The following is a 25,658-nucleotide window of genomic DNA, read 5'->3' on the forward strand; positions in this document are numbered from 1 at the left end:
AGGCTTTGGCTCTATCTTTGCACCTTACCCGAACGGAAGCGCGCCGAAGCGTGTTGTACCACCAGCCAGCCCGAAATGTAACGGGCTTTATTTACCCGAAACGACTGATTGTAAACATCCTGAGGTCGTTTCCGAACAATCAACCGAATGTCATTCGAGAAACTCAACCTCATTGAGCCGATTCTGAAGGCTCTGCAAACCGAAGGTTACACCCATCCCACACCGATTCAGGCACAGTCCATCCCGCTCGTCCTCGACGGCCGCGACCTGCTCGGCTGCGCCCAGACAGGCACCGGCAAAACGGCCGCCTTCGCCATACCCATCATCCAGCTGCTGCACGAGGAACACCGCAACCCGAAAGCGCCCCGGCCCATTAAATGCCTGATTCTGACGCCCACGCGCGAGCTGGCGATCCAGATCGGTGAAAGCTTTTCGGCCTACGGCCGCAACACGTCGCTGCGCCATACGGTCATTTTCGGCGGTGTCAACCAGCACAGCCAGGTGCAGGCCCTGAAGGCAGGCGTCGATGTTCTGATCGCCACCCCCGGCCGCCTGCTCGACCTGATGAACCAGCGGTATATAGACCTCCGTCACCTCTCGCTCTTCGTGCTCGACGAGGCCGACCGGATGCTCGATATGGGCTTTATTCACGACGTCAAAAAGGTTATCGCCGTGCTGCCCGCCAAACGGCAGTCGCTGTTTTTCTCGGCAACCATGCCGCCCGACGTGGCCAAACTGGCCGATACCATCCTGCGCACTCCGGCCAAAGTGGAAGTAACGCCCGTTTCCTCGACCGCCGAAAAGGTCGAACAGGCCGTTTATTTTGTCGATAAACCGGACAAAAAAGCCCTGCTGCAGCACGTTTTAGAAGACGAAAGCATCGCCAGCGCGCTGGTGTTCACCCGTACCAAACACGGAGCCGACAAGGTGGTCAAAGACCTGGTGAAGGTCGGGATCAAGGCGGAAGCCATTCACGGCAACAAGTCCCAGAACGCCCGGCAGCGGGCCCTGACCAACTTCAAGTCCGGCGAAACCCGGGTGCTGGTGGCTACCGACATCGCGGCCCGCGGCATCGACATCGACGAACTGTCGCACGTGATCAACTACGAACTGCCGAACATTCCCGAAACCTACGTTCACCGAATTGGCCGGACGGGCCGCGCCGGGGCCAGCGGCAAGGCGCTTTCGTTCTGCGATGCGGAAGAAAAAGAATTTCTGCGCGATATCAACAAGCTGATCGGCCTGAAAGTGCCGGTGGTGGAAAACCATCCGTACCCGCTCATCGGCAACGGCACGCCCAGCCCCGAACCCGAGCGGCGTCAGGGCGGCGGACGATCCGGCGGACGACCCCAGGGCAATCGCCCGGCCGGTGACCGCCGCGGCAACCCGCACGCCACCGACCGGCGCAACGAGTCCCGTTCACCGGGCAACGACCGGCGTCAGGGCGACAATCGCCGCCCCACCGCCTCTGCCACGCGGGACAAACGGCGGGATTAACATTCTACGGGTTCTGGTTCACCACCAGAACCCTTTTTGTTTGCGGTGCTTTTGCCGTTTACTAAATAGCGGCCGGTGATTAGGCGGCGTTCGGTGCATTTACTACCTTTAGTTAGCTGATAACCAAAGGCTAACTCTACACCTTCTGACAAACCCTGCACCCTCATGACACCCGCTTCAGCCGCATCACACTGGGGCCCTCTGGCCGACCGTTACGAAAATCCGCAGCCCCAACGCCGCCTGCTGGCGCTGGACGGCGGCGGAATCCGGGGCATGCTCACGCTCGAACTGCTGAGCGAAATGGAAGCCCAGCTTCGCGCCCGCCTCGGGAAAGACGACACCTTCCGCCTCGCCGACTACTTCGACTACATCGCCGGCACCAGCACGGGGGCCATCATCGCCGCCGGGCTGAGCGTTGGCATGTCCGTTCAGGAACTGATCGACTTTTACCGGGCCGAGGGAAAAAACATGTTCGACAAGGCTTTTCTGGCCAATTTTGGAAAAAACCTCTACAACGACCGGCCGCTGGCCAGAAAGCTACAGGAGGTTTTCGGGCAGGGAACCAGCATCGACCTGCGTTCGGGCAAATTCAAAACGATGCTGCTGGTGGTCACCATGAACCGCTCGACGGATTCGCCCTGGCCCATTAGCAACAACCCGCTGGCGATCTACAACCACGCCGACCGCCGCGACTGCAATCTCAACATCCGGCTGTACCAGCTCGTCCGGGCCAGCACGGCCGCTCCGGCTTATTTCCAGCCCGAAACGCTCCAGTGGGACCCAAACAATCCCGAAAAAACGTTCGTGTTCGTCGATGGCGGCATGACGCCCTACAACAACCCCGCTTTTCTGCTTTACCGCATGGCAACTCAGCCCGCCTACCGGCTGAACTGGCCGACGGGCGAGGATAAACTGCTGCTGGTGTCGGTCGGCACCGGGTCGTCGCCTTCGGCGGGGGCGTACGGCAACCTGATCAACACGCTCAAGGAATTGCCCAACAACCTGCTGTACGCCATGCAGGTCGATCAGGACATCAACTGCCGGACCGTCGGGCGGTGTTCGTACGGCGCGCCCATCGACCGGGAAATGGAAGACCTGATTCCGTACCGGGTCCGGCTCGGCCACCAGACCCGCGAACGGGAGGAAATTCCGCTGAGCGAAAATCTGGGCAAGCAGTTCCTGTACGTCCGCTACAACGTCGATCTGAGTCAGGAATCCCTCACGAAGCTGGGTCTGCCGCATATCGAATCCGAGAAAGTCCGGGAGATGGACGCGGTTGACCAGCTCGACGCCCTGCAGGAAGTGGGGAAGGCCGGTGCCCGGCAAATTTCCCTGGCTCATTTCGGTTCGTTTGTTCCGCCGGTAGCCGTTCCCGCGCTATGAGAGCGTTTATCGTCCGGCCTTTTGGGGTGAAGGAAGGCGTCGATTTTGAAGCCGTTCACCGGGACCTGATCCGTCCCGCCCTGAAAGCCCTGAATCTGGAGGGCGACACGACCGAGCCGATCATCGAAGCGGGCAACATCCGGGAGGACATGTTTTTTGAACTGATGACGGCGGACCTCGTCATTGCCGACATCACGGTTCATAACCCGAACGTCTTCTACGAACTGGGTGCCCGCCACGCCCTGCGCAACAAACGCACCTTTCTGATTCGCGGAAGCGCCGGTGCCGACGCGTCGATGGTGCTCAAGGACGTGCCTTTTGACCTGAAAACGGACCGGTACCTCTCCTACCCGCTCGCTCAGCCCGCTGCGATTCTGGAGAAACTCATCGAAGGTCTCCGGCACACGATCGCCAACGAACGGACAGACAGCCCGATTTTCAACCTCCTGCCCAACCTGAAGCCGCAGGACCCCGAAGACCTGCTGGCGGTACCCCGGGAATTCGGCGAAGAACTCGCCCAGGCGATGGTTCGGCAGCAAAGGCATCACAAAATCGGGCGGGTCGCGCTGCTCGCCCACGAGGCTACCGGCTTTTCGTGGGAAGTCCCGGCCCTGCGGTCGGTGGGCGAAGTGCTGTTCAAATTCAAGGATTACGAAGATGCCCGCCGAACCTACGAACGCATTCGGGAGCGCATTCCGGACGACTTGCAGGCCAACGAACTACTGGCGACCGTTTACCAGCGGCTAAGCGAACAGGCTCCCGACCGCGACGAGGCCGGTGTCCTGCTGACCCAGTCCGACCAGGCCATTGACCGGCTGCTGGCGCAGGCGGGACGGCTGCCTGCCCGAATCATTGCGGAAGCATACGCCCTGAAAGGCCGCAACGCCAAAACAAAACTCCAGCTCGAAAGCCGAAACTCCGCCACCGAGCAGGCGCTGCAGGTTTTCCGGTCCGACACGCTGACGAAAGCGTACAAAGAGTACGAACTGGGCTATCTGGAAGACCTCAACCATTTTTATTCGGGCATCAATGCGCTGGGATTGCTGACGGCGCTGATTACGCTGGCGGAACGATACCCCGACGAGTGGGAAGACCGCTTTGATACGCCCGAGGCCGCCGCCAGCACCCTGAGCGCCCACAAACGATTCCGCCAGGACCTGGCCGCCAGCATCCGGATGGCCATTCAGGCGCAGAAGACCCGTCTGGAACGCAGGCAGGCAACCGACCGCTGGCTGGACCTGACGGCAGCGGACCTGGCCTGCCTGACCGAAACCAATCCGCGGCGCGTGGAGCGGCTGTACGCGAACGCGCTGCGAAATGCCGAAGCGTTTTACGCCGATTCGGTGCGGCGGCAATTGCAGTTTTACCAGTTGCTCAGCATTGTTCCGGAGAATGTCCAGGCCGCCCTCGACACCTTGCCTCCGCTAACCCCGGAAGCACCCAAACGGCGGTTTATCCTGTTTACCGGGCATATGATCGACCGGGACGACCGACCGGAGCCGCGTTTTCCGGCCAGCGCGGAGCCGATGGCCCGGCAGGCGATTCGCCAGCGGCTGGAAGAAGAAAAAAGCCGCTATCCCGGTCACGAACTGACGGGCATAGCGGCCGGAGCCTGCGGCGGCGATCTTCTGTTTCACGAAGTATGCGCCGAACTCGGCATTCCGACGGAATTGTTTCTGCCCGTTCCGGCGGAGGCCTTCGTCGAATCGTCGGTGGGCTTCGCGGGTGAATCCTGGATCAGGCGGTTCTATGACCTCTACAACCGGGCTCCGAAACAGTTTCTGCTGAATCAGAAAGAACTACCCCGCTGGCTGGTCAAAAAACCAGCCTACAACGTCTGGACGCGCGGAAACCTCTGGATGCTGTACACGGCCCTGTCGGAAGGCGGGCAGAACCTGACGCTGCTCGCACTCTGGGACGGCCAGAACGGCGACGGTTCCGGCGGCACCACGCACCTGGTCGCCGAAGCCCGCCGCCGCGGTGCCCGGCCGGTGATTATCGACTCCCGGACGGCCCTGGGCCTCCCGGTCACCTCCTGACGTTACACACCGGAAGGCGTCAGGCGCACGGTCAGAGAAGCGCCCTTCGACGTATCCAGCCCGACCTGTTTCATGCCGTCGAGGATCATTTTCTCGGCGGCATCGGTCGTGCCCGCCGCGATCTGCTGCGTAAAATCAAAGGAAGTATCGGTCAGGTCCACCAGCTTCCAGCGGCTAACGACGCCAGTGCCGGTGTCGGTGATTTCCAGTTGGGTGTTGTTTTCGGTTAGTTTCCAGGTGCCGGTCCGTTTGGTAGCGTCGAAATGCGTCTGCTCCATTTTGCCGTCGGCCATCAGTTTAAGGCTGTATTTCGACAGCTCCGCCAGATTCTGCGTTCCTCCTTTGGTGTAAGCCTGCACCGCCGCCCCGTTGATGAGAATCGAAAGGGTTTGCAGTTGCCAGGTACGGGCGGCGATCTCGGCCTTCGTCCGGGTCGGACCGGTCGTAATGGCGTCTTCTTTCTTGCAACTCCAGGTCGTGACCACGCACCCGAGTAACAGCATCCAGAATAGATTTTTCATGGCCTGATTAGACTATATTGATGGATTCGTTGAACAGACCAAATTTACCTTTACGACGGTTAATATAAAAATATTTTCATCTTATTTATCAGACATTATACTGAACGGTTGACGACGTATCTTTCCTGTCGGTCATGGCAATCCATTTCTAAAATGCTGCCATTCCTGGTAGACCGCTGCTTCATCCCGGGCCTGGTCTACCGTTACGTTGATGAGCCAGAAAGCCCGCTCGCCCTGCAGCATCCGGTGGCGAAACCGTAGCTGGCTGGTCGTGATTTCCCGCCCGTTGCTGAACCACCAGGCCGTGTGGAGCGTATGGCCGCCGCGGCTTAACTGCCCCCGGTACAGCGGCTGTCCGTTCAGCCGGCCTTCCTCCACCCGTCCGAACTCGTACCCGCTTCCGCGCCAGCAGACATAGGGATTGTGTTCTGTGGCCCAGACCGTCCGAACGGGCTTTACGTATACCAGAACGCCGGTTTTGCTGTACTGAACAAAGCCGTTTTCCAGTTTTCTAACGACATAACCGGGCATCGCCACCGGCTCGGTCCGCTCCCCTTCCTGTCGGGGCAGCCACACGAATCCGGCCACCAGCATCAGACTCAGCAAGGCGGGCAGCAGCCACCAGCGACCGCCCGCCGCCACCGCCGCCGGCCGCCCAAACCGGTGGTACAGCTTCGGGATGAGCCAACCCAGCGGCAGGGCTACGTACGCCAGCCAGCACACCAGTCCGAAAACATCGTGGAACGGATTGTCGGGCAGCACCGCAAACCACACCAGCACCAGCATTCGGAAGAAGTTGGCTGAAACCGCCCATATTGTCAGACAAAAACCTGCCAACAGCAAAGCCGGAAACGGCAGTTTCTTCCCGCTTTCATTTTCGGTATGAATGAGCAGAAAGAGGCCCGCCAGCAGCGAAAGACCCATCAATTGCAGGCCCATGCAGGCTGGATCGACGGCGAAGTCGGTGCCGTTCAGCCGAATCACGTTTCCGCGGACTTCCGCATCGGCTCCGGCCAGCCGCAGCACCGCTCCCACCCATCGGCTTTGTTCGAGCCGGAGGGGGAAGCTGAAGAGGGCCGCCAGCCAGCGGAGTCCGGGGGAGGTCAGGGCCAGCCCGCCCAGCACCCACGCCCACCGGCGGCGGGCAGACGTGAGCAGGACATACCCGGCCAGCCCCAGCGCCAGGAGCTGCGTCAGGTCAGGAGCGGGCATACCGACGCTGCCGGATGGTGTACCAAACCCAGACCAGCGCCAGCGCCAGCAGCGCCCATTCGTGCGGCTCGGGGACCGCGCCTTCGTTTTTGTGCGTGGCGTTACCCAGTCCGCCGGTCCGTCGCTTGATGCCAAACCGCTCGTAATCGGATGCTTTTTCCAGCACAATCAGACTGGAAAGCGGCGACACCACATTGGCCCGCTGCGCCTCCTGAATCAGGGAATCAGCCAGATAGGTCCGGTCAAAATACTTCGCTCCAATCTGCTGCATGAGGTGATTGTAGGCGTAAAGCCGGTACAGGTGGTCGGGAGCCGCCGGGCCGGAAGGTTGCTCCGCCGCTTCCCGAATCCGAACCCCGGCGGTCGGCAGATTGACCGCACCGGCCACTTCCGGAAAGGTTGTAAACTGATGGCGCCGGAGGTTTTCGGCCAGCGCCTCCGCCGTTCCGTAGCTCGTTTTCAGCAGCCGCAGCTCGGTCAGGGTCCGGACAACGGCCGAGGGTTCGTCCGACAGTGAAAAGGTCCTCAGCGGCGTTCGGTCGGCGCTCGATTTCAACTTTTGGGCAAAGGCGCTTTCGGCCAGTTCATCCAGAAACGGGCCGGAATCGTCCGCTTTGGTCACCAGCAGCGCCGTCGCCGGGTCCGGAATTCTGTAAACCGGAAAAAGGCTGAACCGCAGGCGGCGCAGTTTTTCGAGAAGTGCCTGCTGGTTGTCGTCCGTCAGCCGTTCCAACTGGTCGTCGTAGACCCAGACCGGGCACGGACCGGCCGCTTTCCGGATGGCCGACACCTCTTCCTCCGACCAGGTTTCATTCACGTCGAGGTAGATGGCCCCGGGCGAAAACGCTTCGGCAACCGGCTGCAGCGGTTCCATCCGGTACGATTTTCCGGCAACGTGGAAAGAAGAGGCCGCCACCGCAGGCGCTTTCAGACTGATTTTCCAGAGCGGGCGGTAGTTGGCATGACTGGTCACCAGATTCCGCGAACCGGCCTCCGACACCAGACCGGGCTGTAAGAAAGTGGGCAATTGCAGGTCTGCGGGCGGCTGGCTAAACTCAATCCGGACGGTTTCCGTGGCCGATTTCCCGTTGGGACCTTCAAACCAGGGATTTTCGTACACCAGCCGGTCGCCGCAGGGCCGGAGCGGCGTCGTGATGCCGACCCTGACCTGCCGCATTTCGCCCGACTGCACCGGAAAGACCCGCACCGTCAGCCGGTTGCCTTCCTGCCACTTCAGCAGCGAGGGGTCGCGCCGTTCGAAGCCCACCACCGTCCGGTAAGCGGTATCCGCTTTGGCCTGCGTGGTGAGCGCCGCTTTTTCCTCCACCCCGTTTATCCACAGCGAAAGCGACGTTGCCACAGACCCTTCCGGCAGGTGGAAGGTGTATAGCGCCTCCTGCGGCAACCCGTTTGGCTGCGTACTCTGCACCTGAATAAGCTTCTCGGTATAAGCCAGCCGGTACTCGGGAAAAAGCTTTACCTGGGTCAGGACATGGCCGGTTTTGAGGTTCCGGCCCGACCACAGTTTTTCTTCCAGACTGTGCCGCTCATCGTACAGCGTATTGAGCAGTTTCACCTGTTCGGGCTCCGAAAAGGCCACGGGCGGCACCAGCGAAGCGGCAATGACCACCAGCGGGTCGTGGCGACGGACCTGATCGCGCCGGGTTTCCAGCGGGACGATCCGGTCGGCAAAGCGCAGTTGGTCGTAGGTCGTGCCGGTTTGCAGCAGGCGGCTGGTAGCCCAGTCGGGCCGGAGTCGCTGGGCCATAAGTGCCCAGTCCGGCAGTTCCGCATCGCGCCGGACCTGAATTTCGTCCAGGGTTTTCCGGATGGTGGCATTGGCCCGGTTCCACTGGTAGACAAAGTAAAACATGACAAACAAAGGCAGCACCCAGCCGAGCAGGATGGCCGGACGCCGGTGTTCGTGGGCGTTCCAGCACCGGTGCAACAGCGCCGTCAGTTCCAGCGTGAGCAGAAGCGGAATGTAGGTGTGCACGGAAAGCCCCAGCGCCAGAAGCCCGATCATGCTGATGGGAAAGAGCGGCAGCAGGTAGAGGGTCTGGTAAAAAAACAGCCACCAGGCCGCTCCCAGCCCAATCAGCACGAGCTGCTGCGCCCGCACCGTCAGCCAGTCGAGCCAGAACGAAACGATCAGCAGGGCCGCCGCCCCGACCACCGCCGCGCTTACCCAGGGCACAGACTCCTGAAAGACGGCCATTTCGCGGTTCAGCGCAAAACAGCTTATCAGAAACTGAATCCAGAGCAGCATGCGCAGCGGCCGCCCGGCCTTGCGTCGTCGGCCGACGAGGTAACCGGCGATCAGCAGATACAGGCCATACCCGCCCGCCAGCAGGTAATGAAAGACAAACAGGCCCGGACTGGTATTCCCCGGCCCGGTGTACCCCTCCCAGCTTTCGTGCAGGCCGAAGAGGAGGCCACTGAGCAGCACCAGAAACAATCCAAAAACAAACGACTTCGACTGGAACGGCTGTAGCCAGCCCGGTTCTGTAGATTTCATCTCAAAAAGAGCCTCCGGCGGGGATGTCTGCGCCGGAGCGGGCTGGAATCTGGTTTTTGCATCCATTTTGAAAGTACTTTTAATTACAAAGTAAAAAGGGCAAAAAATTACCGCAGCGGCGAAAGCGGGCAGGAGACGGACCTCCTGCCGTACGCCCGGCGGTATGGCCGGCGATTTGGGAAACTAGACGTTTTTCAGAAACTCTTCCAGCGCGTTCAGGTGTTCGGCAAACGCCTTCCGTCCGGGCTCGGTGGCGGCATACGTGGTGTTCGGTTTCCGACCGACAAACTGCTTCTGGACACTGAGGTAGCCTTGCTCCTCCAGCGCACGCAGGTGGGTAGCCAGGTTACCGTCGGTCAGGTTCAGCAACTCCTTCAACGCATTGAAGCTCAGGAAGTCGTTGACCATCAGCACCGACATGATCCCCAGCCGCGCCTTGCTTTCAAAAGCTTTGTTAAATCCGATCAGATACTCACGCATGGTCTCTAAATTCTCTTTCTGCACCGATTATCGGACAGATTCGGCAGGCGATTTATCGTATTTATAATACATAAAGATCCCGTAAACAATGTGCAGAAGGCCAAAACCAATGGTCCAGGTCAGCAGCGTGTACCCCGTGGCGAACAGGGCCAGCAGTCCCAGCGCCACTTCCGACAGGCCAAGATATTCGACGTACCGGATGGTAAACTTGCTCCCATTGAGCAGCGCCAGCCCGTAGAAAATCAGCGTGGACGGGAAAGCCAGCCACAGCAGATTGTGGTGAATCAGGGCCAGACAAAACACCCCGCCCGTCACCAGCGGCACCGCCAGCGCCCACAGTAACCGCCGGGAAGTGGCGTTCCAGACACTAAGGCCCTGCTGCCGGGCTTTGCGCACCGTAAAAAACACGCCCAGCACGAGCGCACCGATCAGCACGGCCGCCGCATCGAGCATCAGAAAGCTTACCACATCGGAGCGCTCGTCGGCACTCAGTTCGGCCAGATGGTCGTAGCCAGCCAGGGTCAGCCAGTCGTTATTCAGCCGGAAGTACGCCGCTCCGGCCCCGGCCAGCGCGACCAGACCCGCAGAAATACCCGACAAACCGCTCAGCGACAAAAACTTCGACGAGCGCTCCATCAGGCTGCGGATTTCGGTCAGGGTATCTAGATGTTCACGCGACATGAAAAAACGGCGAAAGAGTGATTGAGTGGTTTGTTGCAATCGTTTCCAGTAAAGTAATCAATTTCGGCCCAAAAATCAGGAGTCCGACCACTACGGCAATCAGAACGACCATCAGGACAGCCCCGGCCGACAGGTCCTTGACGGCCTTGATCACCGGATGGTAGCCCGGCGACACCAGATCGGCCATCTTTTCCAGCGCCGTGTTGAAGGCTTCGGCCATCCAGACCAGACCGATCTGGGTCAGAATGAGCGCCCACTCGGTGGTGGACAGCTCCAGCCAGAAGCCCGCCGCAATCACCAGCCCGGCCACCAGCAGGTGTACTTTGGCATTATTTTCAAGCAGAAACAAGTCGCGGATGCCCGCCAGGGCAAAGCGGAAACTGCGAAGACTTTTCCGGAAATCAATCCAAAGATTCATGCGTTTGACGCTGCACGTACTCCGTGAAGCCCACGTAAAGTACAATTAATGCAAATGTATACGAAAGTGTTAGCTTCCAGGCAACGGAATTTTGCAAACTTGTGCCAACGGCCTTGAGGAGTTCGACGGGGTTGGTCACGAGGTCCCAGCTGTTCCAGCGTCCATAGCGGCCCAGGTAGATGCCGAAACTCGTCAGCACAATGACGGCCAGCATGACGCCCCAGGCCGGTCCGCGTCCCAGCCGCTCGCGCAGCAGCCGGTGAACCTGCAACTGCGAGTACAGGCCGGTCAGCAGCCCCGTCAGGGCAAACAGAAAGATCATCATCGTGTCAAAAAACAGCGTATGCTCGGATACGTGCCGCACGTGAAACAGATCCGTGATGATGTAGGGCGCGTTGGGCAGAAACAGCAGCCAGAGCGCCAGACCGGGCAGCAGGGACCATTCGGGCAGGGTGCCCCGTATTAGCCCTTTGCGGATGCCGTTGGCCGTCCAGAGCGGAATCCAGGCCAGAAACAGATTCCAGGAAAGCAGCAGGAAGAAAGCGTCCCGCGTGAGCAGGCAGCGCGCCGCCAGCATCAGCAGGCTCATGACCGAAAGCAGGGTCAGCAGGCGGAGCCCTTCGCCGGAACGATGAACAAAGGAAGAGTAGGATGTATTCATATAAAGTACTTTGTCTTGCAAAGTAAGGAAATTCTTTGGTTTTCTGTCAATAAAAAATGCGGACAATTGAGCCAATGGTTAACGGCTGACCCGCTCGCAAGCCCGTTCTCTCAGTGATTGGCGATAAACCGCCGGAAGAATCCCCACCCGACCAGCACCATCGCCCCGGCCATCATAATGGGCAGATAGATGCTGATAGCGTCCATGTACGGAGCCACCAGCGGCGGTATGGCAAACGCCGCCGACAGCACCGACTGGTTGATTCCCAGAATTTTACCCTGCTCCTGCGGCGATGCACTTTCGGAAACGAGCGAAGTGGAGTTGGGCGAAGTCAGGCCCTGAAAGAGCGACATGACGGGCACCACCAGAAACAGCTGCCAGCTTTCGGTCGGCAGCAGAAAAAGCCAGAGGGCCAGCGCCAGCCCCAGCACGCTGATTCGCAGAATCTGCCGCGGCGAATACCGGTTGGCTACCCGGCGCACGACCGTTCCCTGCATGAAGGCGATCCAGACGCCCACGTAGGCGAAATACCGCCCGATCTGCGTCTGGTTGTAATCGAACCGCTTGATGAGCAGCACCTGAAAGAACTGGGTGTAAAAGTTGAAGCCCAGCGCGTAAAAGAACACGCCCAGAAACAGAATCCGCAAAGCCGGAATCGTGAAGGCTTCGCCCAGGTTCCGGAAGCCTGTAAAAATGGTCACGGGGCGATGGATGGGCGTTTTCAGCGTTTCGCGGAAGTTCAGAATGACGAGGCCGATGTTGAGGAGCGACAGCAGCGCCGCCGCCAGAAAGGGCGTGGTAAAATTGAACCACGAAATGAAATGGGGGTTGGCCAGCTCTCCGCCCAGCGCCGGACCGATGATGAAGCCCAGCCCGAACGCTACGCCGATGAGACCAAAGTTCTTGGTACGGGACGTTTCGTCGCTGACGTCGGCGATGGCCGATTGGATGATGGACAGGTTGCCCCCGCCGATGCCGTAAATCAGGCGGCTCACAAACAGCAGCGGTACGTTTCTCTGGTGAATTCCCAGGGCGAAAATCAGGTAGCCGACAAACGTCAGGACGAGCGAAAAAAGCAGCAGGCGTTTGCGGCCGTAGCGGTCGGAGAGCGCCCCCAGCAACGGCCCGCTGAAAAATCCGGCAATGGAAAAAACGGCGATCAGCAGGCCCAGCAGCACCGTCCGGCTGTATTCGCTATAGCTTTCCGGCAGAAAATGCGACTCCGGCCGGAGCAGCAGCGGCGCAATGATCGGATTAGCGATTCCCACCCCAACCAGGTCGAGGAAGACGGTAAAAAAGATGGTTCCGAGGGAAAGTCGTTTGTCCTCGGGAGCAGGGGATGGCGTCATTTCGAGTCAGGTATTCCGGTAGAATAACCCGAAAACGACCGTATGGTCTTTTGAAATTTACTTTTTCCGCCCAACCCCGACTCTTTGGCGCCGGTTTGGTGTTCTACGGACGCAGAGGGCATAAAGAGAAAAGAGATGAGAGAAAAGAGAAACGACCCAAGGGCTATCGGCTCTTGTCACTTGTCTTCTGTCTCTTTTCTCTTGTCTCTTTCTGTCCACTATCGCTAGTTTTACTGAAAAATGAAGAATCGCCTGCGGGCTTTCCCTATTCATGACTGAATTTCAATCCCTGCCGCCCCGTCGGCAAGAGCAGCTAATGGCATTCAACCGCCTGCTGACCATCATGGACGAACTCCGCGAGCAGTGCCCCTGGGACCGTAAACAGACCCTGGACAGCCTCCGCCACCTGACCATTGAAGAAACCTACGAACTCTCAGACGCCATTCTGGAAGGCGACCTGCCCGAGATTCGGAAAGAACTGGGCGACATTCAGCTCCACCTAATTTTTTACGCCAAAATCGCCTCGGAAACGGGGGCCTTTGACATGGCCGACGTCCTGAACGGCATCTGCGAAAAGCTCATCAGCCGTCATCCGCACATCTATGGCGACGTGAAGGCGGAGACCGAGGAGCAGGTGAAGCAGAACTGGGAACAGCTCAAACTGAAAGAGGGCAACCGCTCGGTGCTGGGCGGCGTTCCGTCGTCGCTGCCCGCGCTGGTGAAGGCGATGCGTATTCAGGAAAAAGCCCGGGGTGCCGGCTTCGACTGGGAAGAACGCCAGCAGGTTTGGGAGAAGGTTGAGGAAGAAATGCAGGAATTCAAACAGGAATTCAACGCCGACACGGGCGAAGCCATCGACCGCGAGAAGGCCGAGAAAGAATTCGGCGACGTGCTGTTCTCGCTGGTCAACTACGCCCGTTTTATCGACCTTAATCCCGAAACGGCGCTGGAACGGACCAACAAGAAGTTCATCAAACGGTTCCAGTACCTGGAAGAACAGGCCCGCGCCGCCGGCCGCCAGCTGAAAGACATGACGCTGGAAGAAATGGAAGTGTACTGGCAGGAAGCGAAGCAGTTTACCTGATGCTACCCATTGGCCTAAATAGTTAACTTAGAGAGCCGTATAAAAAAAGTCAGCCTCTGAAGGCTGACTTTTTTCGTGGTTTAGCGTCCTACCGGAAGACTCTTTCCTACTGCGACCGCCATGAATCGTCCCGCTTCCTTTCTGCTGATTCTCGCTTTTCTCCTCCTGCTCGGCGCCGCCGCCACGGCCCAGGACCTCGATTTTCTGAGCGTCGGCTACCCGCCGGGAGCCACGGCTCACACCTATTCCGGCGTCGGCAATCCGCCCGTCAACGTGGATATCGCCATTTCCGGTCCCGGCGTTTTCAGTAATTCCTCGCCTTCAGCCACCGGTCCGGGACTGACCACGACCTCCGTCAATTTTTCCAACAATACCGAAAAGAAAACCTACACCTTTACTTTCAGCGCACCGGTTCTGGGGCTGCTGTTCGACCTGCGAGCGATCAACCAGAATCTCAGTTTTACCAATCCCAACCGCAATTATCAGGACCAGGTCACCGTGACGGCCACCAACGGTCTTGGCCAGCCCGTTGCCGTTTCTTTTTCGGCCAATCCCGCCGAGGCGATCGTCAGCGGCAACACCATCACGGCCAATTCGTCTTCGGCCTCCTCCCCGGTCGGGGTAAGCTTCGGCGACGGCGTCCAGGTGCTGACCATTGTTTTCGGCAACGGCCCCGCGGCGGGCAGCAACCCGGATGCGAACGGTTTCACGATTGGCGACATGGCCTGGTCGGCGCTGCCGGTCGAACTCGTTTCGTTCCGGGCCACTTCCGAAGCCGGGGGCGTGCGGCTCGACTGGGAAACCGCCTGGGAAAAGGCCGCCGACCGTTTTGTGGTGGAGCGCAGCCTGACGGCGGCCGAATTCATTCCTCTCGCCGAACAACCCGCCAGGGGCACCATCGACCAGCGACAGGCGTATGTTTTCTTCGACGCGTCTCCCCTCCGGGGCACCAGCTATTACCGGCTGCGTCAGGTTGACCGGGACGGGTCTTCTTCGTATTCCGAAATCGTGTCGGTCATCCGCGACCCCGACGCCCCTCTGCTGGAAGTGGTTGGCAACCCGATTTTGGACGGCCGCATCCGGCTGCGCCTACGCAATCTGCTTCCGGAGTCGCTGACGCTCAGCCGGCTCGACGGCCGCGCGATTGCCTTCACCTTGCCGATGACGACCGGCGAAGAGGCGACGATTACGCCCACCGAGTTGCTTCAGCCGGGCGTTTATCTCCTTCGGGCGCTGGTCGGCAGGCACTCTCTGGTCCGAAAAGTGGTTGTGCAGTAAAGACATTTTTCTGTTATCTTGCAGATATGACCGAAAAGCGCTGGATTCACCGACCACAACCGAGCACGACCGAGGAGCTGAAGGCCGTTGAAGACCTTACACGCCAGCTGAACATCACCCCGTTTCTGGCGATGCTGCTGGTGCAACGGGGTGTCTACTCGTTTGAACAGGCCAGGACGTTCTTTCGGCCGGAACTGGCTCATCTGCACGATCCCTTTCTGATGAAGGACATGGACCAGGCCGTCCTGCGGCTGCAAATGGCCCTTCTCCGGAACGAAAAAATCCTGGTGTACGGCGATTACGACGTGGATGGTACTACTTCAGTGGCGCTGTTCTACGGATTTCTGAAAACGATTCATTCGAACCTCGATTTTTATATTCCCGACCGGTACAAAGAAGGCTACGGCGTATCCTCTGCCGGGATCGAATGGGCGGCCGAAAACGGCTTTTCCCTGATTGTCAGCCTCGACTGCGGGATCAAATCCGTGGACAAGGTGCAGGAAGCTGCCGACTACGGCATTGATTTCATCATCTGCGACCACCACCGGCCCGGCAGCTACCTTCCGACCTGCTGCGCCGTGCTGGACCCCAAACGCGAGGATTGTTCCTATCCCTACAAGGAACTGACGGGCTGCGGCGTAGGCTTCAAGCTGCTTCAGGCGCTCTGCCTGCTGCGCGATATTCCGCTCGAACGGCTGTTTGATTTTCTGGATCTGGTGGTGGTCAGCATCGCCTCCGACATTGTCCCCATTACCGGCGAAAACCGCGTGCTGGCGTACTACGGCCTCAAGCGCCTGAACGCTTCTCCCCGGCCGGGCCTCAAAGCCCTCATCCAGATCGCGAGCCTGCGGGATGAACTCGATATCATGAACGTGGTGTTCGGCATCGGGCCGCGCATCAACGCCGCCGGGCGGATCAAGCACGCCAAAGCCGCGGTGCAACTTCTCCTGTCCGAAACGGAGGAAGAAGCCACCGGGCATGCTTTCGAAATCAACGAGCACAACAACAGTCGGCGGCAGTACGACAGCAGCATCACCGAAGAGGCCCTGGCGATGATCCAGGCCGATGAGTGGCTGCGCAACGCCAAAAGCACCGTGCTGTTCAACAACGGCTGGCATAAGGGTGTCATCGGCATTGTGGCCTCCCGCTGCATCGAGAAGTTTCACCGCCCGACCATCATCCTCACCGAGTCGCACAACAAGGCGGCCGGGTCGGCCCGGTCAGTGCCGGGCTTCGACGTCTACGAAGCCATTGAAGAATGCGCGGACCTGCTGGAGCAGTTCGGCGGCCACACCTTTGCGGCCGGTCTGACGCTGAAGATTGAAAACGTTCCGCTGTTCCGGCAACGGTTTGAAGAGGTGGTGCAGCGCCGCATCCGGGAAGAACAGCTCATTCCGCAGGTTGAAATCGACCTGCCGATCGACCTGAGCGCGGTGGACATGAAGTTCCACAAGATCCTGAAGCAGATGGCTCCGTTCGGGCCGGAAAATATGTCGCCGGTCTTCTGCACCGACGAGGTGTATCTCTACAGCGGGCCGTTTACGATGAAGGAGAAGCACCTGAAATTCCAGATTCAGCACCATTCGTCGCCGCAGATCTTCACCTGCATTGGCTTCAACATGGCCCACTACGCCCTTGAACTGCGGCGCGGCGAGCCTTTTTCCATTTGTTATCAGATTGAACTCAACCACTACAACGGGCAAACCTCGTTACAGCTTTACCTGAAAGATATTAAAATTGCCTCCCGTACCGTTCCTAATCAGCAGATTCTTAGTGGGACAGGATTACGACAAGATTTTTAAGGAAAACATCGAGCCGCTGGTGCTGCCTCTTCTACAGAAAGTATTGAAACTCCCCCGACCGGCGGAGCTAACGGAGATTGCGGACGACCTACAGCGGACTATCGAGCGAAAGCCCGATTACCTGAAGCTGGCCAGCGACGAGCAGGGCCTCAACCGCGGAGTTTCTGAACTCCGGGCGGCCGGAAGAAGTTGTACTGGCAGTACTGGGACGACTGGTCGATGCCAGACCGGAAAGCGTCATTCAGGCTATCATCCGGAAATTGAAAGAAACGCATCCGGACACAACGGGTCTGAGCCGGTCGCTGCACCAGCTCGAAGTTCTGTCAAAATTGCGTAATTTACAGGACGAAACCATTAAACAAATCGAAGCCATGCCGTTTGTCTATGACCTCGAAACCGATATTCGCTTTCTCCAGGGTATTCGTAAAGGGCAGCTGGAGGGGCTGAAAGAAGGTCTCCAGGAGGGTGAAGAGAAAGCCCGAAAAGAAATCGTCGCGAACCTCCTCCGGCTGGGAACACTCAGCAGCGAACAGATTGCAGCGGCGGCCGGTGTTTCGCTCGACTTTATTGAACAAATCAGGCGACAACCAAACGTCTGAACGACCATTTTCCGGCCGTCACGCGGCCCTGAGTATGCTTCTTCGTACCGAAAATTTAGTTAAGAAATACGGCTCCCGCCTGGTCAACGACAATGTTTCGTACCAGGTCGAACAGGGCGAAATCGTCGGACTCCTCGGCCCCAACGGCGCGGGCAAAACGACTTCTTTTTACATGGCCGTGGGCCTCATCAAGCCCAACAGCGGCAAGGTGTACATCGACCAGACGGACGTGACGGACATGCCCATGTACAAGCGCGCCCGCCTCGGCGTCGGGTATCTGGCGCAGGAAGCTTCCGTATTCCGGGACTTGTCCGTGGAAGAGAACATCATGGCCGTTCTGGAAATGACCGACCTGTCCAAAGCGGAACAGAAGGAGAAGATGGAAGCCCTGCTGGAAGAATTTCACCTGACCCACGTCCGGAAAAACCTCGGTAAGGTGCTGTCGGGCGGTGAGCGGCGACGGACCGAAATTGCCCGGGCACTCGCCGTGGACCCCCGCTTCATTCTGCTTGACGAACCGTTTGCGGGCGTGGACCCCATTGCCGTTGAAGACATTCAGAGCATTGTCGCGAAGCTGAAGCACAAAAACATCGGCATCCTCATTACGGACCATAACGTAAACGAAACCCTGTCGATCACCGACCGGGCGTATCTGCTCTTCGAAGGAAAAATTCTGAAGCAGGGCACGGCCGAAGACCTGGCCAACGACGAACAGGTGCGGCGCGTCTACCTCGGCCAGAATTTCGAGCTGAAACGGAAGATCTAGTATCCACGGGCCGTCCGTGGATACATTACGAAAGCACTTCGCGCAACACGGGCAGCGATTTGATTTCGCCCAGGCCATCGATGTGAATCCGGTAAAAGGCCACCACCGCATCCAGCAGTTCGCCCCGGACCGAACGATTGATTTTCACGGGTGTCCCCAGCGGCTGGCGAAGAAACACGGCCAGCGCCGCTTCGGCCGACTCATCGGGCAGAAACGGGTAGTTATGCTCCCGCAACTGGCTCTCAAACTCCGACGCGCTGGACGGAACAAAGCCCAGAAAGGCCGCCAGTTTGAGCAGAAACGCGATGTGGAAGTTTTCAAAGCCGGAACTCGCCTCCTCCAGGTGAAGAATGGACGCTTCCAGAAACCGGTACAATTCCGGGTTGCCGGCTTCCTCCTTCAGCGTTTTACTCAGCATTTCGCTCATAAACAGCGCCATGCTCGACTTGGCGACCTCAAACGGAATGTGCTGAAGCGGATAAGTCGTTTTCGCCTCCGAGAGCCGGTGCAGGTCGCGGTCCGGTTTGTAATAGACCACCATTTCGAGCATCGTCAGCGGCTGGTACAGCGCAATCCGGCTGCCCTTGCTCTTCGACGAGCGGACGCTGTTGACAATATAACTCTGTAAACCATATTCCTCGGTGTAAACGCGCACGATGATGGACGTTTCGCGATAACGGATATAGCTCAGGACAATGCCTCTGGTTTTTTGCAACATTGGGCAGTGACAAGGTAAGAAAGTAACAAAGTAACAAAGCGAACCCGCCAATCCCTTGCCGCACGAAAGAAGATTTTGACGAAAATTACGCCAACAGTGTGTAGAATCCGCCTGCTTGTGTCTCTTATGCGTATAGCTGACTATTCACCATGAAACTCTACCGTACCCGCCACGGCATTGTTGCCGAACACGATGGCCAATTCCACCGTGCGCCTTCCGATGACTGGGATTACCTCGTCAATCAGGATGACCTCTACGCTTTTTTGCAGCAGGAAGTTCCGTCGACGGCGGCTTCGGACGAATACCGCTCGTGGGTAGAGACCGACCTGCTCGCCCCGATCAGCCGGCAGGAAATCTGGGCTTCGGGCGTGACCTACCTCCGCAGCCGGGAAGCCCGCATGGAAGAAGCCAAAGACGCCGGTGGCGGCGATTTCTACGCCCGTGTCTACGACGCCGAGCGCCCCGAACTCTTCTTCAAATCCACGGCAAACCGGGCCGTTGGGCCGGGGGCTGCGGTCCGCATCCGGAAAGATTCAGCCTGGAACGTTCCCGAGCCGGAACTGACGCTGTTTATTACTTCTGGGGGAAAAATTGCGGGTTATACCTGCGGCAACGACATGAGCTCGCGCGACATTGAAGGCGAAAACCCGCTCTATCTGCCCCAGGCCAAAACCTACGACGGTTCGGCCGCCATCGGTCCCTGTCTCCTGGTTCCCGAAAAACCCATTTCGCCCGAAACAGAAATCCGGCTGGAGATCCGGCGGGACGGCAAACCGGTTTTTGACCAGAACATCGCCATCAACCGCATGAAGCGGCAGCATACGGAACTCGTCTCGTTTCTGTTTCGCGAATGTTCCTTTCCGTTTGGCTGTTACCTGATGACGGGCACGGGCATTGTCCCGCCCGATGACTTCACGCTGCGAATCGGTGATGAAGTAGCGATCACGATCGACGGAATCGGAACGCTGCGCAATACTGTAGAACAATAAACTTTTCCGCAGGCCGGGCCGCCGGCGCGGTTAGCATCCTATGACATTCCAAGCCATCAACCCTGCCACCGGCGAAACGCTGCCCGGTGATTTCCGCGAATCGTCGCCGCAGGATGTGGCGGCCGCCTGCGAGCGGGCCGCCGAAGCCTTTCAATCGTACCGCAAACTTTCCGGTCAGGACAAGGCGGCTTTTCTGGACCGCATTGCCGACGAAATCATGGCCCTGGGCGACGCGCTGCTCGAACGGGCCCATCAGGAAACAGCGCTTCCCCTCCCCCGCCTGACCGGCGAGCGGGGCCGTACCGCAGGCCAGCTCCGGCTCTTTGCCGAATACCTGCGTGAAGGCTCCTGGGTGGATGCCCGCATCGATACCGCCCTCCCCGACCGACAGCCGCTTCCCCGCCCCGATTTGCGGCAGATGCTGATTCCGCTCGGTCCGGTGGGAATTTTTGGCGCCAGCAACTTCCCTCTGGCCTTTTCGGTGGCGGGTGGCGATACGGCCTCTGCCCTGGCGGCGGGTTGTCCGGTGGTGGTGAAAGCCCATCCGGCGCATCCGGGCACGTCGGAGATGGTCGGGCAGGCTATCCAGCGGGCCGCCGAAGCCTACAACCTGCCGGATGGGGTGTTCCAGCTGATTGGCGGGCGCGGCAACGAATCCGGCATAGCGCTGGTGCAGCATCCGGCCATCAAAGCCATTGGTTTCACCGGTTCTTTCCGCGGCGGCAAGGCGCTGTTTGATGCCGCCGCCCGCCGCCCCGAGCCGATTCCGGTTTATGCGGAAATGGGCAGCACCAATCCGGTCTTCTTCCTGCCGGGCATCATCCAGCAGAAAGGCGCGGCACTGGCCCAGGCGTACGTGGATTCGGTGACGCTGGGCGTTGGACAATTCTGTACCAATCCGGGACTGGCCATTCTGCCCGGAAGTCCGGAGGCCCAGGCGTTCGCCGAGGCCGCCCGAACGGCCATCTCGGCCGCCAGCCCGGCCCACATGCTGACTCCGGCCATCCGCGAAGCGTTTGTGGCGGGGATTGCCAAATTAACGGGTTTGCCGGAGGTGACTCTCGCCGGGCAGGCAACAGCCGCCGCCAACGGTCCGTCCGCTGGCGCTCCGGCGCCCGGCACGCCGACGCTGCTTTCGGCCAAAGCCGATACGCTGCTGACCCATCCCGAGCTGGCCGAAGAAGTGTTTGGCCCCGGCAGTGTACTGATCGAAGCGGATACAAAAGACCAGTTGCTGGAGATTGCCCGCAATCTGGAAGGCCACCTGACGGCCACCGTTCACGGGACGCCGGAAGAGCTGGAGGAGTACCGGGATTTGCTCGAAATTCTGGAACAAAAGGTCGGACGCCTGCTGCTGAACGGCTTCCCGACCGGCGTGGAAGTGAGCCACGCCATGACTCATGGCGGCCCGTATCCGGCCACCACCGACGTCCGGACTACCTCGGTCGGGACGAACGCCATCCGGCGCTTTGCCCGGCCCGTGTGCTACCAGAACTTCCCCGATGCGCTGCTGCCTGACGAACTGAAAGAGGCGAATCCGCTGACCATCTGGCGACTGGTAAACGGAGCGTTTACAAAATAAACGTAGCCGTAAAGCGGAAGGCCGCCGAGTTTGGCAGATAACGCTGCTAAACTCGGCGGCCTTCCGCTTTACGGCACGATTCCAGTTCTTTTACACAAAATTCAGGGTATCAAACTTCTTACCCAGAATCGCCACGTCGTCGGCTTTGAGCCAGTCGCGCAACAGGGTAGCGTAAATGCGCCGGAAGTCGATGCTGTACTTCAGGTCGCCTTCATCCAGGTCCGTCAGATTAGGGGCCTCGTTGAAAACTTTTCCGGGCGTAAGACCGCCGCCGATGAGGAACAGGTTGTTGGCCGTGCCGTGGTCGGTGCCGTTGCTGGCGTTTTGTTTCAGCCGCCGCCCGAATTCCGAAAAGGTCATCAGCATCACATCGTTCAGCCGGTTGTTGGCTTTCATGTCTTTTGTAAACGCCTGCACCGCCTCGGCGTACTGCCGCAGCAGGCGCTCCTGCTGGCCGGGCTGGTTGATGTGTGTATCGAAGCCCGAAATGGAGAGGTAATAAACGCTCGTTTCTACGCCGGAGGTAATGAGTTCTGCAACGGTCTTCAGGCTTCGGCCCATTTCGCTGGCCGGGTAGCTGGTGTGCGTGGCGGAGACGTTGGCCTTGCTGTACACATAATCAGCCGAAGAGGCCGTTTCGGCCAGCGTTTTGTAAAGATAACTTACGTTATGCTCGTCATCCGCGGCCTTGATGGCCGCCAGTTCCCTCACAAAACGGCTGTTGGTCTGGTTATGCAGTTTTTTCGGGTCCAGCATCGCCAGTCCGTTCAGGTGTTCGCCCTTCAGGGCCAGACTGAGCGTATCGTCGACTTCGATGAGGCGGTGCGGGGTCCGGACGGCCGTACCGGCGCAGGCCGCATCCAGATAACGACCCAGCCAGCCCGTCGTCAGGTACTGGTCCGAATCGCTTGCCGTCTGCCAGATGTCCATAGAACGAAAATGCGACCGGTCCGGGTTGGGGTAACCAACGTTGTTAAGCACCGTGACCACGCCATCGTCGTACAGTTCCCGAAGCGCCTGCAGGGCAGGATTGAAGCCGATTTCGTCGTTCAGTTTCAGGACGTTCCCCGGTGCTACCGCAATGGCCGGGCGTTCCCGGTAATAGATGTCATTCCGAAAGGGGACCACGGTGTTGAGGCCGTCGTTACCGCCCGATAACTGGACGATTACCAGCACCCGGCCATTGAACGCCTTTCGGCCCAGTGCCTGGGCTTCGTATGCTTTTAAGAAGTTCGGAATCAGCATGGTTCCGGCCGTAGCCAGCGCTGATTGTTTAAAGAAATCCCGACGTTTCATCGTAGCTGACGGCTTGGTTTAACAAAGTTGGTATTCAGGCAAGGCCATGATGGCTGCGGTAAGCGACTGGATTTTTTCCGGTCTGGAACCCTCTTTTTTCACCTGTTTCAGAACCAGTTCGCGCTGCTTGGCGCCCAGCGGCTGCTGCAACAGGTAAGCCGCCAGTTCGTCCGGCAGGTCGGTATCCTTCACCTCCGCGAAGGCCCGCTCGAACCCGGCCCAGTCGATGGTCGTCTCAAACAGCCGATTTTTTCGCTTGAAAAGGTTCTCCGTCGCGGCATCTCCGTCGTCTTTCGGCCGGATATTCACTTCCGCCGACCGCAGCAGGTAATCGGGCAATTTCATCCGGAACAACAGACTTGAACTGTCGATCCAGGTTCGGCCACCGGGCCAGCCTGCCACATTGGGCGGGTAAAAAAGCACCTGACCAAGCGTTTTCTGAACGAACAGAACCGGCTGGCGCGGCTCCACCGACATAGCGAGACTGTGCTGCATACCGGCCATCAGTTCCACCGGTGATTTGATCCGGCACCCGATGTTGCGGGGTTCGTAAAACCAGTCGCTGGTAAAAATCGTCTCCAGCAGAGCGGCCGTATCGTAACCCGTCCGGAAATAGCGGGTGGCCAGCTCCCGGACCAGCGACTCGTCCGCTTCTTCGTTTACGAAATACCGGTACAGTTTGCGGACAATAAAGGTAGCGGTCGCTTCTTTCTCCAGTAAAATTTTAAGAATGTCTTCTCCTTCAAAACGGCCCGTCTGACCAAGTACCGTTTTTTCGCCTTCGTCGTGCACGGCCCGGCGAAAAACAAAATCGCCTTCCAGGTTATACCCCCAGCCCGTGAAGGCGCGGGCGGCTTCTTTGATGTCTTTCTCGGTGTAATTGCCCCGCCCGAGCGTAAACAACTCCATTACTTCGCGGGCGAAGTTCTCGTTGGGCGCATTTTTCCGGTTCTGCTGGTTGTTGAGGAATTGCAGCATGGCGGGCGATTTGGAAACGGCCGTCAGCAGTTCGCCGAAGGGAGCCAAGGCTTTTTCGCGGATGACACCGGCATACTGCTCCATGGCGCGGGCGTTCTGAACGCGGCAGGCGAAGTGGCCGTGCCAGAAGAGGGCCAGTTTTTCGCGCAGGGCTCCTTTGCCGGAGGCCATGCGGTCTGCCCAGTTCAGATTGAGGTCACGGATGGACTCGCGGTTCATCCGCAGGCGCTCTTTCAGTTTGTCCCGGTCGAGCTGGCCGTTTCGGAAGGCTTCCTTCAGTTCCTTTCTGGCGGGTTCGCCGGGGGAGGTAACAGGCGTGAGGGGCGTGAACGTCCGGCTGTCGTCGAACAGGTCCCGGACCAGGCGGCGGAGTGGTCGGCGGAGCGCTTCCTGTACCTGCTGCGGCGAGGCGCCGAACCCAGCACGCCAGAAAAGGTGCTGTACCTGCTGTCTTTTCGTATTTTTTTCGTTCATGGCAGGATGTTTCCGTTTGGACACTTTGCGGGTAAAAACGTTTAAACCCCTGAACCAAAAAATTATACTACTGAAGAGGGGCCAATATGGCCATAGAGGCGGGCGGCAGAAAAATATACCTATTGGGATAGGTACAAAAACAAAACCCCGACCATGGGCCAGGGCTGTCTGATTTACTCAACGTTATGAAAAACTTTCACAAATGTAAGCATATCCGTCATATATTTCCCAACGTCAGTCCATCCTTTTTTCATATTTTTTTTAAACCTGTTTTTGATTTTTATCTAGCGGTCGCAATTATAAATAAAATACAAAAACATGCCGAAATTTTACAGATGAACTCCCGTTAATTTGTGGGATTGGATTGGCTGAGAGGGGTATTGCACGTAGCAACACTGACTTTTCAATAGTTCGAAACGGCGAAATATGTTCTAATTTCTATCGATGGGGCAGAGCGGAGGCTTCTTGGATTTGTCCCATCAGTCATATATATGTAACCGGAAAGCGAATTACGGTAAACTATAAGTTAACATACTTTATCCTGAGTTAACCGATTCTCACTTGCGCAATCAAACCAGCAGGAAGCGGACTGGCTTTATTCGATGGTGCCGTCGTATTGCGACTGGCGGCGCAGCAGAGAAAGCAGCGCGTGGCCGGTACAGGCTCCGATTGCCAGAGCCGCCACCACCGAGAAAATGTTCACCATCCAGTAGCCGATCAGCTTGAAATCCCAGCTTCGGTCCAGAAGCCAGTTCAACACCACAAACGTAGTGATGGCAAATACGGTAATTACCAGGGCGTTGATGGCCTTTTTCATAAACCTGACTTTTTGCATGGCTTTCTCTGTTAGCTTTAGACCCACCCGGCTTTATGCCGTCACAAAAAAATTAAGATACTTTTCTATATAGTCAACCGACAGACTTAATTCCACGCTATTGTGTGTATAATTCCACAGTGGGATTCCACACTGTGGAAAGGATTCCACACCCCGTTTCCTCCTACTTCCGCTTACCTGTGGGTTACCTTCGGGGTGGTAACATAATGCACCTTTTGCAATTATTTATTAATCAGACACTTATAATAAAAACCAAAAAGTATGGACAGAAAAAAAGCTGGTCAACATGCCAGCCATTTTCGTACCCACCGTAACTTGTACTTAACTGATTACTATAGTTGCAAAGCATATGCCAAGCCCTATACGTCCCATAAAATGCCGAAATAACGCAGATTCTCTCTTTTGAAAAGTGGCCTAAATGCATCTGAACAATCGCCAATAAAATCAACTTATTATCGTTAAAATATAGACCGTTTCCGGATTTTAGTATCTTGGGGC

22 protein-coding genes are annotated in these 25,658 nt (G+C 58.1%); 10 read left to right on the forward strand and 12 right to left on the reverse strand.

What is annotated here, in order from left to right:
- Positions 1-147: 147 nt before the first annotated feature.
- The 3 genes from ORG26_RS08790 (at position 148) to ORG26_RS08800 (ending at position 4,919) form a co-directional block, all read left to right on the forward strand.
- A complete protein-coding gene (locus tag ORG26_RS08790; protein ID WP_266368518.1) occupies positions 148-1,497 on the forward strand; it encodes a DEAD/DEAH box helicase in 1,350 nt (449 codons plus the stop codon).
- A gap of 165 nt (positions 1,498-1,662) precedes the next feature.
- A complete protein-coding gene (locus ORG26_RS08795) occupies positions 1,663-2,880 on the forward strand; it encodes a patatin-like phospholipase family protein (protein ID WP_266368519.1) in 1,218 nt (405 codons plus the stop codon).
- Entirely contained in the window at positions 2,877-4,919 is a 2,043-nt protein-coding gene (locus ORG26_RS08800) for a hypothetical protein (protein WP_266368520.1), read from the forward strand. Before ORG26_RS08795 ends, ORG26_RS08800 begins: the two co-directional genes overlap by 4 nt.
- Positions 4,920-4,921: 2 nt before the next feature.
- Here the strand turns inward: ORG26_RS08800 and ORG26_RS08805 are convergent, their stop codons facing one another.
- From ORG26_RS08805 to ORG26_RS08840, 8 genes are all read right to left on the reverse strand, one after another.
- Positions 4,922-5,440: a hypothetical protein gene (locus tag ORG26_RS08805; RefSeq protein WP_266368522.1), complete on the reverse strand. Its 519-nt coding sequence runs from the start codon at positions 5,438-5,440 to the stop codon at positions 4,922-4,924.
- A 132-nt stretch (positions 5,441-5,572) separates the two neighbouring features.
- Positions 5,573-6,652 carry an exosortase N gene (xrtN, locus tag ORG26_RS08810; RefSeq protein WP_266368524.1) on the reverse strand — a complete coding sequence of 360 codons (1,080 nt, stop codon included), beginning with the start codon at positions 6,650-6,652 and terminating at the stop codon, positions 5,573-5,575.
- The gene (locus tag ORG26_RS08815; RefSeq protein ID WP_266368526.1) at positions 6,639-9,170 is read right to left on the reverse strand and encodes an XrtN system VIT domain-containing protein; all 2,532 of its coding nucleotides are present in this window, start codon (positions 9,168-9,170) and stop codon (positions 6,639-6,641) included. The genes xrtN and ORG26_RS08815 overlap by 14 nt, the downstream gene beginning before the upstream one ends.
- Positions 9,171-9,353: 183 nt before the next feature.
- Positions 9,354-9,650 (reverse strand): winged helix-turn-helix domain-containing protein, encoded by a 297-nt coding sequence (locus tag ORG26_RS08820; RefSeq protein WP_266368527.1) that lies wholly within the window; start codon positions 9,648-9,650, stop codon positions 9,354-9,356.
- 27 nt (positions 9,651-9,677) lie between these two features.
- Complete coding sequence (locus ORG26_RS08825) at positions 9,678-10,331, reverse strand: hypothetical protein (RefSeq protein ID WP_266368528.1); 654 nt, start codon at positions 10,329-10,331, stop codon at positions 9,678-9,680.
- Positions 10,321-10,749, reverse strand: a complete 429-nt coding sequence (locus ORG26_RS08830) for a diacylglycerol kinase family protein (RefSeq protein WP_266368530.1) — start codon at positions 10,747-10,749, stop codon at positions 10,321-10,323. The genes ORG26_RS08825 and ORG26_RS08830 overlap by 11 nt, the downstream gene beginning before the upstream one ends.
- Positions 10,733-11,410, reverse strand: a complete 678-nt coding sequence (locus ORG26_RS08835) for a DUF1361 domain-containing protein (RefSeq protein WP_266368531.1) — start codon at positions 11,408-11,410, stop codon at positions 10,733-10,735. The genes ORG26_RS08830 and ORG26_RS08835 overlap by 17 nt, the downstream gene beginning before the upstream one ends.
- Before the next feature lie 110 nt (positions 11,411-11,520).
- Positions 11,521-12,759, reverse strand: a complete 1,239-nt coding sequence (locus ORG26_RS08840; protein ID WP_266368533.1) for an MFS transporter — start codon at positions 12,757-12,759, stop codon at positions 11,521-11,523.
- A gap of 271 nt (positions 12,760-13,030) precedes the next feature.
- Here ORG26_RS08840 and mazG point away from each other — a divergent pair, with 271 nt between their 5' ends.
- From mazG to lptB, 5 genes are all read left to right on the forward strand, one after another.
- Positions 13,031-13,843: a nucleoside triphosphate pyrophosphohydrolase gene (gene mazG / locus ORG26_RS08845; protein ID WP_266368535.1), complete on the forward strand. Its 813-nt coding sequence runs from the start codon at positions 13,031-13,033 to the stop codon at positions 13,841-13,843.
- Positions 13,844-13,963: 120 nt separating this feature from the next.
- Positions 13,964-15,121: a fibronectin type III domain-containing protein gene (locus ORG26_RS08850; protein ID WP_266368536.1), complete on the forward strand. Its 1,158-nt coding sequence runs from the start codon at positions 13,964-13,966 to the stop codon at positions 15,119-15,121.
- Positions 15,122-15,147: 26 nt separating this feature from the next.
- Positions 15,148-16,923, forward strand: coding sequence for a single-stranded-DNA-specific exonuclease RecJ (recJ, locus tag ORG26_RS08855; RefSeq protein WP_266368537.1), 1,776 nt, complete (start codon positions 15,148-15,150; stop codon positions 16,921-16,923).
- Positions 16,924-17,183: 260 nt separating this feature from the next.
- Positions 17,184-17,522, forward strand: a complete 339-nt coding sequence (locus tag ORG26_RS08860) for an RpnC/YadD family protein (protein ID WP_266368538.1) — start codon at positions 17,184-17,186, stop codon at positions 17,520-17,522.
- A gap of 34 nt (positions 17,523-17,556) precedes the next feature.
- Positions 17,557-18,288, forward strand: a complete 732-nt coding sequence (gene lptB, locus ORG26_RS08865) for an LPS export ABC transporter ATP-binding protein (protein WP_266368539.1) — start codon at positions 17,557-17,559, stop codon at positions 18,286-18,288.
- Positions 18,289-18,313: 25 nt separating this feature from the next.
- Here the strand turns inward: lptB and recO are convergent, their stop codons facing one another.
- Complete coding sequence (gene recO / locus ORG26_RS08870; RefSeq protein ID WP_266368540.1) at positions 18,314-19,006, reverse strand: DNA repair protein RecO; 693 nt, start codon at positions 19,004-19,006, stop codon at positions 18,314-18,316.
- 149 nt (positions 19,007-19,155) lie between these two features.
- Between recO and ORG26_RS08875 the strand changes: the two genes are divergently transcribed.
- Together ORG26_RS08875 and ORG26_RS08880 are read left to right on the forward strand one after the other, a co-directional pair.
- Positions 19,156-19,995, forward strand: coding sequence for a fumarylacetoacetate hydrolase family protein (locus tag ORG26_RS08875; protein WP_266368542.1), 840 nt, complete (start codon positions 19,156-19,158; stop codon positions 19,993-19,995).
- A gap of 40 nt (positions 19,996-20,035) precedes the next feature.
- Positions 20,036-21,577, forward strand: a complete 1,542-nt coding sequence (locus ORG26_RS08880) for an aldehyde dehydrogenase (NADP(+)) (protein WP_266368543.1) — start codon at positions 20,036-20,038, stop codon at positions 21,575-21,577.
- Positions 21,578-21,667: 90 nt separating this feature from the next.
- On the opposite strand, the gene ORG26_RS08885 is transcribed toward ORG26_RS08880, so the two are convergent.
- From ORG26_RS08885 to ORG26_RS08895, 3 genes are all read right to left on the reverse strand, one after another.
- Complete coding sequence (locus tag ORG26_RS08885; RefSeq protein ID WP_266368544.1) at positions 21,668-22,873, reverse strand: DUF1501 domain-containing protein; 1,206 nt, start codon at positions 22,871-22,873, stop codon at positions 21,668-21,670.
- Between the two features lie 18 nt (positions 22,874-22,891).
- Entirely contained in the window at positions 22,892-24,325 is a 1,434-nt protein-coding gene (locus tag ORG26_RS08890; RefSeq protein ID WP_266368545.1) for a DUF1800 domain-containing protein, read from the reverse strand.
- Positions 24,326-24,920: 595 nt separating this feature from the next.
- Positions 24,921-25,142 carry a hypothetical protein gene (locus ORG26_RS08895; protein ID WP_266368546.1) on the reverse strand — a complete coding sequence of 74 codons (222 nt, stop codon included), beginning with the start codon at positions 25,140-25,142 and terminating at the stop codon, positions 24,921-24,923.
- Positions 25,143-25,658 lie beyond the last annotated feature (516 nt).

Source organism: Tellurirhabdus rosea (genome assembly GCF_026278345.1).
In the GTDB taxonomy this organism is placed as follows: domain Bacteria; phylum Bacteroidota; class Bacteroidia; order Cytophagales; family Spirosomataceae; genus Tellurirhabdus; species Tellurirhabdus rosea.

Excerpts from the sequence above, each read along its gene's own strand:
- ORG26_RS08875 (WP_266368542.1), top strand. The coding sequence starts at position 19,156 with ATGAAACTCTACCGTACCCGCCACGGCATTGTTGCCGAACACGATGGC.
- ORG26_RS08880 (WP_266368543.1), top strand. The coding sequence starts at position 20,036 with ATGACATTCCAAGCCATCAACCCTGCCACCGGCGAAACGCTGCCCGGT.
- ORG26_RS08885 (WP_266368544.1), bottom strand. The coding sequence starts at position 22,873 with ATGAAACGTCGGGATTTCTTTAAACAATCAGCGCTGGCTACGGCCGGA.
- recO (WP_266368540.1), bottom strand. The coding sequence starts at position 19,006 with ATGTTGCAAAAAACCAGAGGCATTGTCCTGAGCTATATCCGTTATCGC.
- lptB (WP_266368539.1), top strand. The coding sequence starts at position 17,557 with ATGCTTCTTCGTACCGAAAATTTAGTTAAGAAATACGGCTCCCGCCTG.
- recJ (WP_266368537.1), top strand. The coding sequence starts at position 15,148 with ATGACCGAAAAGCGCTGGATTCACCGACCACAACCGAGCACGACCGAG.
- ORG26_RS08790 (WP_266368518.1), top strand. The coding sequence starts at position 148 with ATGTCATTCGAGAAACTCAACCTCATTGAGCCGATTCTGAAGGCTCTG.
- ORG26_RS08805 (WP_266368522.1), bottom strand. The coding sequence starts at position 5,440 with ATGAAAAATCTATTCTGGATGCTGTTACTCGGGTGCGTGGTCACGACC.
- ORG26_RS08795 (WP_266368519.1), top strand. The coding sequence starts at position 1,663 with ATGACACCCGCTTCAGCCGCATCACACTGGGGCCCTCTGGCCGACCGT.
- ORG26_RS08835 (WP_266368531.1), bottom strand. The coding sequence starts at position 11,410 with ATGAATACATCCTACTCTTCCTTTGTTCATCGTTCCGGCGAAGGGCTC.
- ORG26_RS08800 (WP_266368520.1), top strand. The coding sequence starts at position 2,877 with ATGAGAGCGTTTATCGTCCGGCCTTTTGGGGTGAAGGAAGGCGTCGAT.
- ORG26_RS08890 (WP_266368545.1), bottom strand. The coding sequence starts at position 24,325 with ATGAACGAAAAAAATACGAAAAGACAGCAGGTACAGCACCTTTTCTGG.
- ORG26_RS08850 (WP_266368536.1), top strand. The coding sequence starts at position 13,964 with ATGAATCGTCCCGCTTCCTTTCTGCTGATTCTCGCTTTTCTCCTCCTG.
- xrtN (WP_266368524.1), bottom strand. The coding sequence starts at position 6,652 with ATGCCCGCTCCTGACCTGACGCAGCTCCTGGCGCTGGGGCTGGCCGGG.
- ORG26_RS08840 (WP_266368533.1), bottom strand. The coding sequence starts at position 12,759 with ATGACGCCATCCCCTGCTCCCGAGGACAAACGACTTTCCCTCGGAACC.
- ORG26_RS08895 (WP_266368546.1), bottom strand. The coding sequence starts at position 25,142 with ATGAAAAAGGCCATCAACGCCCTGGTAATTACCGTATTTGCCATCACT.
- ORG26_RS08815 (WP_266368526.1), bottom strand. The coding sequence starts at position 9,170 with ATGAAATCTACAGAACCGGGCTGGCTACAGCCGTTCCAGTCGAAGTCG.
- ORG26_RS08830 (WP_266368530.1), bottom strand. The coding sequence starts at position 10,749 with ATGAATCTTTGGATTGATTTCCGGAAAAGTCTTCGCAGTTTCCGCTTT.
- mazG (WP_266368535.1), top strand. The coding sequence starts at position 13,031 with ATGACTGAATTTCAATCCCTGCCGCCCCGTCGGCAAGAGCAGCTAATG.
- ORG26_RS08820 (WP_266368527.1), bottom strand. The coding sequence starts at position 9,650 with ATGCGTGAGTATCTGATCGGATTTAACAAAGCTTTTGAAAGCAAGGCG.
- ORG26_RS08825 (WP_266368528.1), bottom strand. The coding sequence starts at position 10,331 with ATGTCGCGTGAACATCTAGATACCCTGACCGAAATCCGCAGCCTGATG.